Raw genomic sequence first — 17,730 nt, forward strand, 5'->3', positions numbered from 1 at the left:
AACGGATCCCTATGATCGAGCGAAAAAAAGAGATGGGCCGTGATCGCGTGTCACGCTTAGTCAGCTGGGGGCACTGGTTCGCCTTCTTCAATGGCTTCTTGGCGATGATTGTCGGCGTCCGTTATATTGAAACCGTTGGGGCTCCCGAGTCCTGGATAGGCTGGAGCTATCTGGCCATCAGCACCCTGGGGCACTTCAGTTTTCTTGCCTTTATCGTCTATCTGGTGGTGCTGTTTCCCATCACCCTGTTACTCCCATACTCCAAGATATTGCGTGGGCTAGGAGCCTTTGCGGCCACCCTAGGGCTCTGTATCTTGCTGTATGACACCCTGATTTATGACGACTACGGCCTGCACCTTAGTCCTTTTGTGTTCGACATTGCCTGGGCCGATATTAACGCCCTGTTGCAGGGCACATCCTATATCGTTACACCCCTAGGGATCATCATTCTCGAACTGACCGCAGCCAACTTTTTGTGGAAACGGATAGAGAAGATCCGCAAGTCCAACTATGGTCCCAAAGTGGTGCTGGTGATTGGCCTCTGTTTTGTCAGTAGTCACCTTATCCATATCTGGGCAGATGCTGCAGACATTACAGAGATCACTCGTCTGGATGACGCTTACCCGCTCTCTTATCCGGCCACGGCGCGCTCCTTTATGGAGAGCCATGGCATCGAAAAAAGCAGCATAGGACAAGATGCAAGCAAGCTACAACCCACACTGAATTACCCTATTAAGCCAATGCAATGCAGCGCCGATACTGACATCAATATGTTAGTCATCGCCATCGACGGCTTCAGAGCCGATCTGGTAGACAAAGAGACCATGCCGTTCCTGTATACATATGGCCAGGCTAACCATGAATTTAAGCAGCATCTCAGCGGTGGCAATATGCACGCCAGTGGCATGTTCTCGCTGCTCTATGGCCTGCAAGGCAGTTATATTACCGCCGAAGATCTTAACTACCGCCCACCCGTCTTTACTCAGGAGCTGGTTAAGCTTGGCTACAGCCTAGCTAGGTTCGCCCCGGAGATGGAGAATCAGGTGCCTCAGGCCATCTATCAAGACTTTACGCCGCACCTGCAAGCCCTTAGCAGTGGTGTCGCTGATGCCGATATTCAGTCTATCGATAGCTTTAATCAGTGGCAGATTCAGCAGGACAAGCCCTGGTTTGCCCTGATCAATCTGCAAAGCCCAGACAGTTACGACACGCCCGTAGGCTTCTTAGGCATCGAGACGGTGAAACCCGCGACGCCGCTGAAACCGGCGCAAAAGGTACTGTTTAATCAATATCGCCAATCACTGAATTTTATCGACAAGCAGCTACAACGCCTGCTCGAACGTCTGCCAAGCAGTACCTTTGTCATGATCACAGGCGTATCTGGTAAAGCCTTTACTAGCGACAACGATAACCAACGAGGCAATCTGTCTCCGGCGAATGTGCATGTGCCAATGATCATCCACTGGCCCGATATGCAGTATGACAAGACAGTCAGCTACCCTAGCAGCCACTATGGTGTCGTACCGACCCTAATGACCCAGCTGCTCGATTGCACCAATAAGGCCACCGACTACAGCGCCGGGCGCAGTATTTTGCAGCCTCAGAGTGAAAACTGGACCTATATTGGCGATAACTTGGTATTTGGTATCTATCAAGAAGATGAGATCACAGTGATCGACAGGCACGGTAAATATCGTATCTATGATCGTGACTATAGGAAGCGCCTGCGCAACAAGAAGATCAGTGCACCTGAACTTATTCAGGTGATGCGCGAAGGACGTCGTTTCTATAATCACTAGAGAATCGGTGGCGACTATAAACTAGCCAGTCGATCCTGCTCCGCAGTTGAAAGGCTTGCACTGGCGCAAACGACTTGGTAAAGTTCTGCGTGTTCAGAGCAGACCCCAAGTCTTTGCTGCTTTGGATAAAATCGGTATGTAGCGCAGCCCGGTAGCGCACTGTCATGGGGTGTCAGGGGTCGGAGGTTCGAATCCTCTCATACCGACCAAATTCTTAATCAAAAAAGCCTGTAATTCTTAACGAGTTACAGGCTTTTTTGTGTCTAATGATTTATTGTTAGCAATTCAAACATGGTCAAACTCCGGTCAAACTCTGGTCAAACCTACGACGAAAATCCGTAATAAATCTGGTGTCCTTTCGATTACTTTTTGTAATGATGTGGGCGTTGTAGATGCTTATTCACTCCTTTTGTAATACAACTCCCACAGTATCTGCAAATGCCACTCTTCATTAGGCGGTAATTTGCTTGATAAATCGCCTCACCAATGTCGTTTCTTCAACTGAATCACTCTCAAAGCTAGTTGCCAACGACTCCGCCCCGTCGTTATAACTAATGCAAAAATTAACCAAGCCTGATCGACTCTCTTCATAGTTACCATCCGTTAAAAACCATTCTTTGTCGCACTGCCTCACATCCCACATGAAACCCGAAAATTCGCACCGGTCGCACCTAGATAATCATGCGGCCACTTGGGTCGCTATAAACATAATTGGGAGTACCTATGAAAGACAATGCTATCGCTCTTCAGCTCATCAGGCTAAGAGGCATCATTAAACAACTTTATAAAGTGATAAACATAGAGCTTGAAAACGTTAGCGATATTCAGCTCGGACTAATTGCTGAACAGGAATTTCTGCTCTACTCGGTTGAATCAGGTTGAATTATACTAGTCTGGACCCAACTCGCCAAATTCAAATCACGATGCAACAGATCCGAAAGGTTGCTCTGGCTCTCTTCTACCCCAAAACTGCTTAACCCAACAACCTGTCGAGATACTGTTGCCAATAGTTGACCTATTTCATCTAATGGTTAAATATGTACTCAGTTTACTATGGTAGGTTAGGCAGATTATATCTACTCTTTTTGCTCTGCTTAGCCAAAAGTTCTTCTTCTCTCACTGAAAGTTGAGCACCGTTTTCTTGGTGCTCAACTCTGAGAGTGTAACTGGAATTCTACAAAAGTAAGTAAACTGATTAGCTCACAGATTTAAGCTCCAGGTATGAGCGAATACCGAACGCCCCATTTTCTCTGCCGATACCAGATTGTTTAAATCCACCAAATGGTGCTGCTGGATTATGATTAAAGGTATTTACAGAAACCACACCTGCATCAATTCGATTTGCTATCACTTTAGCATGGTCGACATTGGTACCACTTACGTAACCAGCCAGACCATATTGGGTGTCATTCGCAATTTCAATAGCTTCTTCCTCAGTTTTATAGGTCAGTACACACAAAACTGGGCCAAAAATTTCTTCACGTGCAATGGTCATGTCGTTGGTGACATTGAAGAAAATGGTAGGTTTCACGAAGTTACCATTTTCCAGTCCTTCAGGATGACCTTCTCCTCCAATCAAAACCTCAGCTCCTTCTTCAATACCTTTGGTGATATAGCTTTGCACTCGTTGGTATTGAGCTTTTGATACCATTGGTCCAATAGCGGTGTCGTTCTCTTCCGGTCGTCCGACTTTTAGGTGCTGGGCTACAGCCTGTTTCAATGCTGCTTTAATTTCTTCAGCGCGGCTTTCTGGGATTAACAAGCGAGTTCCTGCAATACAAGCCTGACCGCTATTCATGAAGCTGGTCATCAGAATAAACGGAATTGCCTGTTCTAGGTTGGCATCTTCCAGGATGATGTGTGGGGATTTACCACCCAGTTCTAAAGTGACGCGTTTAAGTGTTGCAGCACCATCGCGAGCAATGGTTTTTCCTACCACTGTAGAGCCTGTAAAAGAGATTTTGGCCACATCAGGGTTGCGGGTTATCTCGGCACCGACCACATCACCACGACCGTTGACAATATTAATCAAACCAGCGGGTAAATTTGCTGCGTGAACACACTCCATAATCACTTGTGTTTGTAGTGCACTCATTTCGCTTGGTTTTGTCACAACAGGACATCCCGCCGCTAACGCAGAAGCTGTTTTGTTGCAAAAATACATTATGTTCGCATTCCATGGCGTAATGTGGCCGGCAACACCGACAGGGTGAAGTGACACTTCTGTGTTACCTACCATTTCCTTAAAGGTCATATTCTGTACGGCTTCTTTGGCACTTAAGATTACGCTCGCCGCACCTTGAACAAGATATTGCGCCATCTGTATTGGGCCGCCGTACTCTTTCACTAATGCCTCAACGTGATCATCTAAACGGTCAACGATAGCATCATGAAGTCTTTGTAAGTACTCTGCTCGTTGTTCCGGTGTTGATTTTGCATAGCTTTTGAAAGCCTGTTTTGCCGCAGTGATCGCTCGTTGTGTATCTTCTTCATTACCGAGTACAACTTGACCAATGATTTCCTGAGTCGATGGGTTGATAAGATCGGCAACATCATTACCGTGGGATCCCACGAAGTCGCCATTGATATAATGTTTAGTAATGATTTGCATAAAGCACTCCTGAATTGGTGAGTTTTAACGTCGGTTGCCAGTATTAAGTTTGCCCTCTATACATCTTTGAGAAGGCGCGTTCCCTTACTTAACTGATACTGATTGTATCTCGGCCAATTTGATTTTGACTTGCAGATGATGCCAAAGTTATTGCGGATGGCGTCAATTGTTTCTTGGTAAAATGGTCAAACTTGGGGGATGGAGGACGGTGGTAAGAAGAAGGCCCTTTTTCGCAAAGAGCCGGAATTAGGCGTTATTGTTTTGCCAGCATTGCGATGTCTTTGACTTCCAGGATGGGCGTGTAGTACCCATATCTCGAGGCGTTTAGCATGGCCTGACCTATATCTCGTGTCGTTAGAATATACGTTGGGAGCAGTCGCTTTAATAATGGGAATAGCGGCTTCATCATTTGGTAAAAAATACGATAGCTAGCCGTTTTCGAACGAATATTGTCTAAAGGTTGTATTACTGCCGGCCGGAATAGGTATACGGCAGAAAATCCACAACTGAGCAGCGCATTTTCTGTTGAGCCTTTCACTCGTGCCCACATGGTTTTTCCTTGTTCACTACTATCGGTACCGGCACCAGAAACATAAATAAAAGTCATGTTGGTATTGTTCTGCACCAGAGTATGAGCGGCGGACAACGTAAAATCGTAAGTAACTGCATGATATTGTTGTTCATTCATTCCTGATGAAGACTGACCAAGACAGTAAAAGCAGGCATCTATTCTCGGCAATTGTTCAATCGATTGCGGTAATAGGGTGAAGTCTTCACATATTATTTGAGTCAGTCGCTTGTCAGTACTCGTGAGTGGTCTTCTTCCGATAACAAAAATCTGCTCTACATCAGCCGCGGATAAAGCTTCGCGTAAAACCCCTTGACCTACCATGCCGCTGGCACCAAAAATCAGTATGTTCATGCTACCTCTCACTAACAATGATGATTTCTAAATTTTGTTTTCCAATCGATGTTCCTCCCGCCATTTCGAGGGGGTGATATTTTCCCATGCCTGAAATGCGCGAAAGAAAGAGGCTTGATCTTCATAGCCGAGCATATAGGCAATTTCGCTTAGGTCATATTCGGTTTCTCTCAGATATTCAAGCGCCAGCTCATGACGGGTATCGGACAATATCCCCTGGAAGTTGCCTCCTTCATTACTGAGTTGTCGTTGCAATGTACGTTCGCTGATCGCCAGTTCTCTCGCGATGCTTTTTAGCTCAGGACGTCCGGCAGTGAGGCTTTTTCTCAACAACCAGCGTACTTTATCTGACATCGATGTACTGGCTTGCTGTTGAGCCAATTCATCATCCAAAGCTCTATCTAGCATGGCGGTCAGTTCGGTATTGAATTGGGTAAAGGGCAAATTCAGCATGCGATTACTGATATACAAGCTATCCTGCTCGGCATTCCACTTGATAGGGCACTGGAAATAATCGGCAACAGCCTTGGATTTTGCTCTGCGCAGTTCAAGTTTGATGTTCTGGATGGGATTGTCGGTTCCGTTGCGTCCAAGAGCGATAATAGAAACAAACGTCGCGTCCGTCAGGGCCGATGGGGTATGGCTACCAGCAAACGGCCAGTGAGGGATAATTCTCGTATATTTATCACCAGCTTCAACTATGAGCTGCTCGGGAGCGCATAAAGATTTATATCTAACGACCCGTTGTACAGCATCAAGAAAATTTTTAGCGTGATAGGCTACAAGAAAAGAAGGAGGCAAAACCTTACTATCCAGAGTACTGGCAAGCTCCATACCCACATCCGGGCCTTTCAACTGCTCTAAGGCAGTCCACAGCGCAAAAAATTGTGCCGTGGTGACTTTCGCTTGCTCCAGTCCGACTGAGAGTGGCAACTCTGCCTGTTTGATTAAGAGAGACCGGCTAATGTTAAGCCGGTCAACACCCAGCCAAAAAGCGCAGGGTAATTTGATTCGATCAGGAGTCATCATTTTGCCTGAAATCCACCGTCTATATTGAGAATGTGACCAGTCACAAAACTGGCTTCGTCGGACAGCAGCCATGCGATACCGTTGGCAATCTCTTCCGGTTTACCTAAACGGTTCATCGGATGCATGGCGCTGATGACTTCTTCATTGTAGTTTTCATCGCTGCCGTCAAGTTGTTTGGCAATAATGTCGGTTTTGGTTGCGCCTGGTGCCACGCCATTAATACGGATCCCTTGAGCTGCATGATCAAGCGCCGCAGATTTAGTGAGTCCCACCACAGCATGTTTTGTAGCTGCGTAAGTGCCAGCCCATGGCATACCGTTTAAACCTGCAATAGAGGCAAGGTTGACAATTGAGCCATTTCCTTGTTTTAACATTTGGACAATCTCGTGTTTCATGCAGTAGTACAAACCTGAAACATTGGTGTCGAGCATAGCCTGAAAGTTAGCGCTATCGGAAAAATTCAACGAAGCGGTTTCATTGGAAATGCCCGAGTTATTGATTGCCATATCTAATTGACCAAATTTCTCAACGATTTGGTTAATCATCGCCTGAACTGCTTGTTCATCTGTGACATCATTTTGAATGAACTCGACGATAGCTCCCTGTGTTGCTACCTTTTGAATTTCCTTAACCGCCTCGGCACCTTTGTCGATATTACGGCCAGAAATGATTACGTTAATGCCCTGGCTAATCAACTTCTTTGCTGTTGCCTTGCCAATACCTGTTGCTCCACCAGTAATTAATGCTGTTTTATTCATCATAATTTTTTCCTCAGTGATTTGTGTTGACCAAATCATCATAGTGCGGAAAAGATACGATTGATTTGCAGAAGGCGCCAATTTAATTGCAAAAGGTGACAGATTGAAGAAAGCTAAGCGTTGATGGTGTATATGGGATTAGTATTATTTATGCGATAAGAACAAAACATTTCCTAAAGCTAAAACACATTTGTCCAAAAGTGAGCCAGGAAGCAACAGGCAGAGGTGTGATCACCGAGTCACTTGAACCTGTTTGTGTCGAGTGAAGATTGTCCCTAGGCAATTTGTCTATCAGTCTTCCTCGGTAATCAAATTATTAATTCCTTAGCGATTAAATTGGATAAAAAATTAGACACATAGATGAATCCCCACTAAAAAATAGACAGCAGATTGGGTTTAGTGATTTTTCAGGCGTTAGACGCCAGCAACCCATGTAGCAGAAAGGATGATCACTTACTCGCCTATTTTTAGCAGGAATTATTAGCCAACTGTATGAGTTATACGGCTCTCTTTCTGCAGCCATGATGGAAATCATTGGGCGGTTTGCACCAGAACAACACATTTATAGTATTGATGAGTCATTTCTATCTTTCAGAAACGTTTACCCGGCTATCCCCTGTCTAATATCTCACGGCCGTAAAATCCGCAGAGCCGTATGGAAAGAAGCAAGGTTGCCGGTGTGTGTAGGTATAGGAGAGACACTCACACTAGCCAAAGTAGCAAACCATGCGGCTAAACACCTACCAGGCTACGCTGGCGTTTGTGCTATCACCACAGATGAGGAGCGCAGTTATATTCTTGAGCAAATGGAGACTAAGGACGTTTGGGGGGTTGGTAAGCGTATCGCCAAACGGCTTGAGGCCATGAAAGTGAACACAGCACTAGCGCTCTCCCAAATGGAACCGAGTGTTGCACGTCAGCAATTTAGTATTGAGCTCGAGCGCACAGTAAGAGAACTTAATGGCATTCCATGCAAAGGTTGGGATGCAGCAAGGGCTGATAAAAAGCAGATATTTTCAACGAGGAGTATGGGTAACCGTATTTCTGATAAAACATCCCTACTCCAAGCTATCACCAAACACGTCGCCATCGCAGCAGCTAAAGCAAGGCAACAAGGCTCCCTTTGCAAAACGCTGCTTGTCTTTGCGAGTAACTCACCGTTTGATGATCGTCCAACAGGATTTAAAATCACGCTCCCTCTTGAGATACCGACGAATGACACATGCGAATTGATAGAAACAGCTGTGCATTACAGTAGCCTTAGATTTCAACCAGGGGTACGTTACTACAAAGTCGGCGTAGGTCTGGTTGAGCTATGTAGCGAAAAGCACTTCCAACAAGATTTATTCAATCAACCTAAGAGTCCGACTCTAATGAAGGTGCTTGATTGTATCAATGCGCGCTATGGAACTGACTCACTTTTTGTTGCTGGCCAAGGCGTAGCACCGAAATGGCAAATGAAGCGAGACTTGCTAACACCGCAATATACGACACAGTGGTCAGACATTCCTCGGATTAAGTGTTAGACGCCACAGCTAATAAAAGGAAACAATGTTATCTGCACGGCATACGTAAATGGCTTTCTTGAAGTAGAAGCTTTGCCTAAATTTGGATCTATTACTACTGAAAGACATAACTAGAAGTTGAATAAAAATTTGTTAAGCACTCATGTAAATTAGCAAGACATGAATTAATTTGGGTATGGACAAAGTCAATTATTTAGTTTCCCTGTTTCGATGTTGCAGCTCACACATTCTTAACCATCAGAATTCATTACCTATTCGTTCGATTGAATGCTATTATTTGCAGTCTATCGAATAAATAATGTGATTACGTAAGTCCAGTAAACCAAACGTAAGGGAATATATGGGATTAGCTGAAGCTTTGATTTGTATCCCGCAGTATGAAAGAGGCGGTGAGATTGCTCAACGTGGGTTTGATTATCAAACTTGCTGGGCATTGTCTCAAATGCTGGAATATGAACTAGATGACAAGAACTATGTGTTTATCTTCGAATATCATTATGGTAAAAGAACACAAATTACCGCTGTATAAAGACACATCAAAATCAAGATTAATACTTGATAATCAATATCTTACAATTAAATCACGCACTGTCATGGGGTGTCAGGGGTCGGAGGTTCGAATCCTCTCATACCGACCAAATTATTAATCAAAAAAGCCTGTAGTTCTTAATGAGTTACAGGCTTTTTTGTGTCTAATGACTTATTGTTGGTAATTCAAACATGGTCAAACCTACGACGAAAATCCGCATTAAATCTGGTGTCCTTTCGATTACTTTTTGTAATGATGTGGGCCTTGTAGATGCTTATTCACTCTCTTTGTAGTAGCCCCCACATTCTCTGCAGATGCTTCTCTTCTATAGGATTGAGAGGGATTATTGAAACCGATAAATTACCTTTTCTTGAACTTTAACAGCAAAGATATATGAGTAATGCCTTAATCACAGTAAAGCCGAGGGGCCAGTCCACTCCCCAAAAGCATTATCTCAGGGAGCAAACCTGCTCCCAATTTTGAATTAAAAACTAATCCACGAACTTAATAAGTATAATATTCCACATCTACGCCACCCGCTTGATCACGTTTTATTCGTCCAGACCTGATGTTTTCACTAATTGACTTACTCCGCACTGGCGTCAGACGGATCACTGAACAGAAGTTTTCATCTTGTTTACGAATCATCGCGTTTTCAGAACGTATTTTTTTGAATATACGATCGTAATGCTGATCTGCGACGCTGATACAATTAGTCATTGAGTTGCAAGCAATTTTAAACGTTTGGGTCACAACTACATATTTAATGTTGTTACATCTGACCTCACCGTAGATATAGGCGTCTTTCAATGCGTTGGAAACCTCATTTTGAACAGGTATTGTCTTATTACGCGCGGTATCCGAATCAATTGAACTTGAGTTTGTGGTTCTCTTGTTTGTCGCAAGATTCACGTTTGACGATGAAACGTTTGACGATGAAACGTTTGAGCCCATTTGTTCGGCTACCGAGGACGCAAGCTCATAAGGACGAAATGTTGAATCGCTGTCCCCTGCATCTAATAATGCTTTCATTTGTTGTTCATATTGCTTTGCAGCCGCTATTTCTTGGCGTTTTTGTTGCGCCGAACGTCTGGACAGATCTTTATATTCACTAATACTGGCCAGAAGCTGATTTCGTTTCCGATCATCCACCCTGTCGGTGTTACGGTAATAATCAGCGATATGTTGTTCGACTTGATACTTCTTTGCACAATAGGCGTAAAGAGTCACACTACTATAGTCATGGTTACAAATAGAACGATAGTTGCTCGGTCGAGTAAAATCCTCTTTGTAATCGAGTAACAAGGTGATCATCTGATAGGTAACCGGATTCGTCTCATCTGCCGTTAAAATTGCATAGGCTAACGGTCCTTCGACACTTCGCTGAACAGTTTTCATCCCGTTCATCCCGTCACTAATTACCGTTGATTTACACTCCGTCACTCTATAACTGGCTTTGTGTTCGAGCAGTATTCTAGCCGATTTGAGATACCCTTTATCAATGGCCAAGATTAGGGGCGTGGTAATGCTTTGAGAGCAACGATTTGGTGAAAACCCCTTATCTAACATCATCGCTAAAAATTGGCTGGCTTCCTCGTCACTGAGATCGTGTACCAGAGGGGAGGCTATAGGGTAATACTCTAAATCGTTCTCGAATAATCCCATGGACTTACGCACATAAAAGTTATCTAGACTTTCTAGTAGCCATTTTGCTAACGAGTAGTCTCTGGTGTAGATCGCACAATCTAGCAACGTATTACAATAGTCGTTAGAATCGTCCCTAGAATACAAATAGGCGGATGTATTACCACGACTTAGACTTCTAAAGCTCGTTAGATACGCTATTTTTTCATCCGTCTGTACATGTTGATTTGATTGAATATAATCAACAGGATGTTGTCTACTACTGCAACCCAGCATTGTAAATAGCACCACAATACAGCCAATTAATAAGAGCAGGTGATCCCTTTTAACACTAGAGTTAAGCATCATTGAATCCTCAAGCGAAATCGATTTGTGCTCCAATTATAATCAAAATCAATCAATAGCTAACATGTCACAAATCAAAAATTATTCACTCCTTTACGATAACCTGATTGCCATCTTACCACTGCACTGAATAAGCAAGAATAAACGTCCCCTCCCCCTAACATCGACCGCCTGCGACCCAAAAAGAGTGATAAGAAACATTTGGTTAGCAATTATCTATTGATTAACTTACACTGCTTATAACAGCCTAAATGGCATCATGGGCGGCTGTAGCCATAGAGCTTTGATAGGGAATTACTTCATTGATCAATAAGAATCATCTTGGTTTTGCATTGCTGCTGGGTGGCCTCGGCCTGCTGGTTAACCTCTCGCCTATCCCTCTGTTTGGCAACCAGCAACTTGTTGTGGGCAACCTCTTCTTCGTGATCGTGGCCATTTTTCTCGGCCCTTGGTATGCCCTGCTCACCGCCCTGCTATGTGCCTCAGGTCTCTTCATTGCTTGGGAGAGCTGGCATATGTTCCTTCTTTTCCCCTTGGAAGCCCTCTGGCTAGGTTATGCGCGGCGAAAGGAGTTTTATACTCTGTACGCAGACATCACCTTTTGGTTACTGCTAGGGATGCCCATCTTCTACCTGTATGCCCACTTAGTATTTCAACTGCCAAATAGCTATATGAGTTTTATCACTCTGAAACAGGGGATCAACGGCATACTTTACACAGCTTTGGGGGGCATGGTGGTAACCCTGCTACCGGCCCATCTGCATATTAAAGACAAGTTAGTTAATCGAAAACGTAAGAGTTTCAATGCTCAGCTCACCTACACCTTTACCCAGGTATTAACCCTGGCACTGCTAGTCTCGGCGCTGATCTTCAACAACAACGCCATCGAGCAGCAGCAGAAAGATGTCAAACTCAATCTGGAGGACTCGGCCGCTCATCTAGGGAAAGCGACCGAAAGTTTTATCGATGGCCATATTAACGCCATCGATAATGCGGCGCGTTGGTTAAGCCTGTCTAAGTACGATCCGGGCGAGTGGCAGGGATTACTATCAAAACTGCATCAAAGCTATCCATTTTTTATCTCTATGCTTATCGCAGATGACAAAGGGGTGATCTCAGCTGCCAGCCCTACCTCACGACTGGACAAAGACGCGATCGCAAATAAGAGCCTCAGCGTCATGGACAGGCACTACTTTCAAGAGTCCTTCTATAACCAGCTGACTTTCGTGTCACCGGCCTTTCTCGGGCGAGGATTTGGAAGTGATCCTATCGTTGCCATTAGTGCGCCACTGTACACTTACGACAACCCTATTAATCCTATTGGCATTATCGAAGGCTCGTTAAACTTAACTAAGTTTGCCAACATAGATGAGCGCAATCGCGAATTTAATGAACAGGCCATGATGTTGACCGATGAGAATAATCTAGTGATCTATGCCTCGGAATCACTCAAGCTGGCCCCCCTAACTCCGCTTAAGGTCAACACCTCAGGGCACCTTTATCGTACCAGTCTGAATATGATCAATATTCACCAACTCGACAGCGTTAACCCCGAGTTTGCCTACGCCAAATATGTGTTAAAGAACGGCTGGTCGCTCTATGTGGTCATGCCCTTCTCGCCGCTGGTAAAACAGGTAGAACATCAATACCTGACTACCTTCAGTGTGCTATTTCTAGCCTTTATCATTACCATCTTGTTGATCAAGGTGATTAGTCGCCGCTTAACACAGCCACTGGAAACCATCGCCCAGAAATTCATTCAATGGGGCATGGCTGAACACAGTGATGAGATTCAGTTAGATTCAGCGCCAAGGGAGATCTTTGCCCTCTCCACTAGCATTCAGAAGAGCAAACAGGAGCTCATAAGCTACCAACTGGAACTAGAGGAGAAAGTGACGCTGCGTACGGTAGAACTTGAAGAGGTTAACCGTAAGCTTCAATCTCTGGCCGAGCGAGACGAACTGACCCAGCTCTTTAATCGCCGCTACCTCGAGCAGCATTTCGAACCGATACATGATCTGTGTAAACGCAGCTGTGCTGCCTTGGCCTTCTGCATCATAGATATCGACCACTTTAAGCAGATCAACGACACTTATGGCCATCAGGCGGGCGATACCGCGCTCATCGCCATGGCACAACTGATGCGACAATTCTTTAAGCGAGATACAGATATCGTCTCCCGCTATGGCGGCGAAGAGTTTCTGGTTATATTGCCGCAATGCAACGCCCTTCAGGTAGAGCAACAACTCAACCAATTTAAAGAGGTGGTGGCTAACCATAAAATAACTATCCAAGGAGAGCAGGAGATCGCGCTCACCGTCAGTATCGGCGCAGTGATTAGCAATGCTGGCTATATGAAGGATATTGACCACTGGTTTAAGATGGCCGATCTCAATCTGTATGAAGCTAAAGAGAACGGCCGTAATCGTGTAGTCTGCTCCCTGCTATCGGACGACGATCAGATAGAAGCTTTTCAAGTTTAATAGACAGACCACTCACAATGAGTGAAGTGCAGACCTTGACTCATTTATTATCAGTGGTGGCTTCTCTATCGGCAATAAAGCTGTCCACACGCTGCAGCACGTAAGGAAAGAAGGGGTTCCACTTCTGCCTGAGTATTTCTCCGGGTGACACACCTAAGATCCCCCGCTCGCCACGGGCCGCAGCGGCGCCTATCTGTACCCTGTCGATCCCTTTATCAAACTCAATACCATACAAGTTATCTGTCGCCGGATAAGGTAAGGCAACATGGGACAGAGAATAAACACCTGTCGGCCAACTCAGGCCTAAGGGCAGTTGCTCAACCGCCTGATCGGGTCGATAGCGATTAGCCTCAACTTCGGCAATACGTTTGGATTCCCCAGGCTCTTGCCGGTTCTGCACTAACGTCATATCGAAACTTGGTGTATCGGGTTGCAATACAGGCAACAGACTAACTAAGGGGTCTTTGACTACCAAGGCCTGATTTATCGTCAACCGGTTAATATCAAACAGCACCAATTGATGATCTTTTACCGGCAAACGTTGATAGAGATCTCTTACCACTGCGGGGGTCGATACCGTGCTGTCGGCGACAGACTGGAAGGTGAGAACACTGCCGAGCTGAGCCAAAACCTCTGGCGAGAGTCCATCCATTAGACGCTGATTATGCTCGGCTAACTGGTACACCACATCTCCAGCATTCACTGCAAAGGAGTTGTACTTGAATGGATCATATTCGGTCAAGATAGAGTTCCAGCTGAGTTTCTCCAGCCCCAGCAACTGCCCTAACTTGTCTTGCCACTTGGCAGCTGCAGCCACAGGTGACAGACCGATAGCAGGCGAAAGAAAAATCATCCCCCGATAACTGGTATCGTCGCCGCGCTTTAGCGCCACGAGTTCATGGTTTAATGCAAGCGCCGCCCCGGTTGAAAACGCCACCACATAAATTGGCTTATCGCCTAATTGCGCCTTAAGGTGCTCTGTAGCCAAAGAGACCGCCTTCGCCATCTCTTGCCAGGTGAGATCCACCAATCCCGAGGGGATGGTGCCATGACCGGGTAATCTCAGCCCCACTAGGTGAGCGCTTGATTTGAAATGAGTCGCGAAATGAGACAAGGCGTAGGGGGAGTCTGACATGCCATGCAACAACAAGACACCAAACTCTGCCTTGGCATTTGGCCACTCATAACTGCGATTCCATGCCGTTAACCAATTATCGGGATCGGCATAACTACCATGCACATAGCGATTGAGAGGTTGATCCACCCAGTTCTGGGTCTTGTGATAAACCTTACGTTCCACCTCGTCAAACAGCTTGGCCTCAAGGGATAGGTACTCGCGAAAATCTTGTACCTGCTTGTCCAGGCGAAATTGATGTTCAAGGTGGGTGATATGCCATAACGAGAGATCTGGACGGGCATTTAAAAACCAGATCCCAAACGCCAGCGCTGCACTGACGATACCTACACAGGCATAAGTGATAGCAATAGTAAGATGTTTGGTCGAATGAATAAGAAATGTCTTCATAATGAAAAACCGCGGCTCCTTTTGCGTTACCCATTAACATACACGGCTTTATTGCGTAAACTCCAGCCCCAAACGCCAAGGAATGAGTAATATGCCTCACAATGTGAACACTTTAGGGCAGCCTAAGGCCAAGCGCTGCTTTTACCTGCCCAATCCCCCCGCACTGCCACCCGATTGGCAATGTGAGCAGACTGGTAGCCTGGACAGTCTTATCGCTCTCAATGGCAACCATTGGCGCAAGATCTTAGTGATCATGGCCAAGATCTGTGCACCTGGCCCCCAGTGGCGCCCCTACTTGAATCTGTTACTCAAACACAATGAACAGATACGTTTTGGCGCAGCGCAGCTAAGCCCCTACGCCAGCGAGCATTTTATCTGCGGACAACAAAGCGCTATCGCCCTAGGGCTTAAGCCCCTTACGCAGCCGCAGCAGTTTTCGCACCAGAGCCTAACCGCCGGTCAGGTATACTGCCTGCCCTATCTGGATTATCGCCAGTGCCCAAATGTCTTGATTGAGTCGCTGCGTCAACAACTGACTCAATCTGACTAGCGCTATCTTGCTTCGTCTAACCAGAGAGTAAAAGTAAAAAAGGCGCCATTGGCGCCTTTAATCTGCTTAATCTCTATCAATGATATTCCCTAGCAATCATATTCCCTATCAATCATACAGGGTCGGGATAGGCTTACGCTTATGCTGGGTTGCATTATAGATGGCGATCAGCCGCGCCTCGACGGCGGCATCCACAGGCTTACCCTCAAGAAAGTCATCAATCTGATCATAGGTTAGTCCCAGGGCAACTTCGTCTTCTAGCTGGGGTTGGTCACACTCAAGATCCGCCGTAGGCGCCTTATCCACCAAGATAGCTGGCGCGCCCAGCGAAGCCGCCAGCTGACGCACCTGACGTTTACTCAGACCAAATAGGGGCGCAAGATCGCAGGCACCATCTCCCCACTTGGTATAAAAGCCAGTGATATTCTCGGCGCTATGGTCAGTCCCCACCACCAGGCCACCGGTGAGACCCGCGATCTCATACTGGGCAATCATACGCATTCTGGCTTTCACATTGCCTTTAACAAAATCGACACTGCTTTGAGGATGAGAGATGACGCCGGCAGTCTCTAGTCCGGCTAAGGTTTGATGGTGGATCCCTTCAACCCCTTCACCTATGTTTACCGTCACCAGTTTGCTGGGCTGGATAAACTGACAGGCTAACTGAGCCTCGTCCTCATCTTTTTGAACCTTAAAAGGTAATCTTACCGCGATAAACTGATAGCTTCCCTCAAACTCGCCTTCGCTGTTAAGCTCATCCACGGCCAATTGGCACAAGCGGCCCGCCAGGGAAGAATCGACGCCACCGCTTATCCCAAGTACTAGACTGGTAGCGCGTGCCTCTTTGAGTTTCGCTTTAATAAAGGCAACACGTCTTTGTACCTCATATTCCACTTCAATATGGGGCTGCACCTTCATTTCACGTATGATCTGTCCTTTCACTGGTCCGACTCCAATTTGGTTAATTATCAGCGTTATTCTCGGCTGTCCATTATGAGCCAAATCAGCGGGAAATTCACGACCAAAGCATAGCCTTGAACGATAAATCCGCCTTGAACCTGCAATTATTTACTAGTCATAGGAAAAGTCGCTAGGCTACACTGGCCGGAGAATCAACAGCACAGTGGAATCATCTTGTCTGGCACGGTAGAAAAAATTGATTATTGGCAATCGAGCATCTTAAAAGAGATGGAGCTCAGCCGCGCCCAATTTACCCACTTTGCCTTCGAGAAACATGTGCATCTTGACTATCATATAGGTGTCGTCTGCCGCGGAGGCCAGCGCTATCACCATAAGGGATGCGAATACCGCCTGACGCCAGGCAACCTCTCCACACTCAACCCAGACGAGAGCCACAATGGCCAAAGCATCACCGACACAGGCTATGAAGCCCTAGTGATGTCCCTACCCACCAGCTATGTAAAACAGGTAGGCGACGCCCTAAACCAGAGCGAGCTCTATTTCAGTGCGCCGCTGTTAGACGATGCCAGACTCAGAACCTACTTTATCCAGCTGCACAGACAGCTGACCCATTACCAGCAAAGTACCAGCGCCCTTGAAGCCGAAACCTTACTACTGGGATTTATCAGCGAACTCTTTTATCGTCATGGTCAATTGCACAACCTGCCAGGAAACCGGGCTAAATTAAGCGGCTTGCAACTTGAGCAGATAAAACAGCAGTTTCATGAAGGACTGGATCAGGAGTTCGATCTTGAGCAGTTGGCACTCTCTGTTGGGCTGAGTAAGTTTCAGTTTCTGCGTCAATTCAAGGCGGCCACCGGCATGACGCCCCATGCCTATCTTAAACGCCTCAGACTGGAATATGCCAAGAAGGCGCTGATGCGCGGCGACAGTGCGATCAGCACAGCCTATGAACTGGGCTTCTTCGATCAGAGCCATTTCAACAAGGCCTTTAAGCGGGCATTTTTAACCACACCGGCACATTTTCAAAAACTGGTCACGGCTTAGGTCTGTGAAACTAGATGTGCAATATTTTACAATCCTGGCAA

General features: G+C 46.0%; 13 protein-coding genes, 1 tRNA gene and 1 pseudogene. 8 read left to right on the forward strand and 7 right to left on the reverse strand.

Annotated features, from left to right (window positions below):
- Nucleotides 1–11: 11 nt before the first annotated feature.
- The 3 genes from NY07_RS14215 to NY07_RS19545 all read left to right on the forward strand — a co-directional run bounded on the left by NY07_RS14215 (nt 12) and on the right by NY07_RS19545 (nt 2,681).
- Nucleotides 12–1,799 (forward strand): DUF3413 domain-containing protein, encoded by a 1,788-nt coding sequence (locus NY07_RS14215; protein ID WP_033540029.1) that lies wholly within the window; start codon nt 12–14, stop codon nt 1,797–1,799.
- A gap of 132 nt (nt 1,800–1,931) precedes the next feature.
- Nucleotides 1,932–2,008: transfer RNA gene (locus NY07_RS14220), tRNA-Pro, on the forward strand.
- Between the two features lie 514 nt (nt 2,009–2,522).
- Nucleotides 2,523–2,681, forward strand: coding sequence for a hypothetical protein (locus NY07_RS19545; protein WP_161783165.1), 159 nt, complete (start codon nt 2,523–2,525; stop codon nt 2,679–2,681).
- 313 nt (nt 2,682–2,994) lie between these two features.
- On the opposite strand, the gene NY07_RS14225 is transcribed toward NY07_RS19545, so the two are convergent.
- The 4 genes from NY07_RS14225 to NY07_RS14240 all read right to left on the reverse strand — a co-directional run bounded on the left by NY07_RS14225 (nt 2,995) and on the right by NY07_RS14240 (nt 7,122).
- Nucleotides 2,995–4,410: an aldehyde dehydrogenase family protein gene (locus tag NY07_RS14225; protein ID WP_033540030.1), complete on the reverse strand. Its 1,416-nt coding sequence runs from the start codon at nt 4,408–4,410 to the stop codon at nt 2,995–2,997.
- 253 nt (nt 4,411–4,663) lie between these two features.
- Complete coding sequence (locus tag NY07_RS14230; RefSeq protein ID WP_033540031.1) at nt 4,664–5,332, reverse strand: epimerase; 669 nt, start codon at nt 5,330–5,332, stop codon at nt 4,664–4,666.
- Nucleotides 5,333–5,359: 27 nt separating this feature from the next.
- Nucleotides 5,360–6,361 (reverse strand): AraC family transcriptional regulator, encoded by a 1,002-nt coding sequence (locus NY07_RS14235; protein WP_161783166.1) that lies wholly within the window; start codon nt 6,359–6,361, stop codon nt 5,360–5,362.
- Nucleotides 6,358–7,122, reverse strand: a complete 765-nt coding sequence (locus tag NY07_RS14240) for an SDR family NAD(P)-dependent oxidoreductase (protein ID WP_052125728.1) — start codon at nt 7,120–7,122, stop codon at nt 6,358–6,360. The genes NY07_RS14235 and NY07_RS14240 overlap by 4 nt, the downstream gene beginning before the upstream one ends.
- Before the next feature lie 476 nt (nt 7,123–7,598).
- Between NY07_RS14240 and NY07_RS14245 the strand changes: the two are divergent.
- A pseudogene (locus tag NY07_RS14245) lies at nt 7,599–8,645 on the forward strand (Y-family DNA polymerase); the annotation flags it as partial.
- Between the two features lie 340 nt (nt 8,646–8,985).
- Nucleotides 8,986–9,174, forward strand: a complete 189-nt coding sequence (locus NY07_RS14250) for a dsDNA nuclease domain-containing protein (RefSeq protein WP_033540033.1) — start codon at nt 8,986–8,988, stop codon at nt 9,172–9,174.
- Nucleotides 9,175–9,678: 504 nt separating this feature from the next.
- On the opposite strand, the gene NY07_RS14255 is transcribed toward NY07_RS14250, so the two are convergent.
- A complete protein-coding gene (locus NY07_RS14255; protein ID WP_140946911.1) occupies nt 9,679–11,166 on the reverse strand; it encodes a hypothetical protein in 1,488 nt (495 codons plus the stop codon).
- Nucleotides 11,167–11,465: 299 nt separating this feature from the next.
- On the opposite strand from NY07_RS14255, the gene NY07_RS14260 reads away from it, so the two are divergent.
- Nucleotides 11,466–13,646 carry a sensor domain-containing diguanylate cyclase gene (locus NY07_RS14260; RefSeq protein ID WP_052125732.1) on the forward strand — a complete coding sequence of 727 codons (2,181 nt, stop codon included), beginning with the start codon at nt 11,466–11,468 and terminating at the stop codon, nt 13,644–13,646.
- Between the two features lie 40 nt (nt 13,647–13,686).
- Here the strand turns inward: NY07_RS14260 and NY07_RS14265 are convergent, their stop codons facing one another.
- Complete coding sequence (locus NY07_RS14265; RefSeq protein WP_033540036.1) at nt 13,687–15,171, reverse strand: alpha/beta hydrolase; 1,485 nt, start codon at nt 15,169–15,171, stop codon at nt 13,687–13,689.
- 91 nt (nt 15,172–15,262) lie between these two features.
- Between NY07_RS14265 and NY07_RS14270 the strand changes: the two genes are divergently transcribed.
- Entirely contained in the window at nt 15,263–15,721 is a 459-nt protein-coding gene (locus NY07_RS14270) for a DUF6942 family protein (protein ID WP_052125737.1), read from the forward strand.
- A 108-nt stretch (nt 15,722–15,829) separates the two neighbouring features.
- Here NY07_RS14270 and nadE read toward each other — a convergent pair whose 3' ends face one another.
- The gene (gene nadE, locus NY07_RS14275; protein WP_033540038.1) at nt 15,830–16,663 is read right to left on the reverse strand and encodes an ammonia-dependent NAD(+) synthetase; all 834 of its coding nucleotides are present in this window, start codon (nt 16,661–16,663) and stop codon (nt 15,830–15,832) included.
- 246 nt (nt 16,664–16,909) lie between these two features.
- Here nadE and NY07_RS14280 point away from each other — a divergent pair, with 246 nt between their 5' ends.
- On the forward strand, nt 16,910–17,689 hold the full coding sequence (locus tag NY07_RS14280; protein ID WP_052125754.1) for an AraC family transcriptional regulator: 780 nt from the start codon (nt 16,910–16,912) through the stop codon (nt 17,687–17,689).
- Nucleotides 17,690–17,730: the final 41 nt, after the last annotated feature.

Origin of the sequence: Shewanella sp. ECSMB14101, assembly GCF_000773485.1 — a bacterium.
In the GTDB taxonomy this organism is placed as follows: Bacteria; Pseudomonadota; Gammaproteobacteria; order Enterobacterales; family Shewanellaceae; genus Shewanella; species Shewanella marisflavi.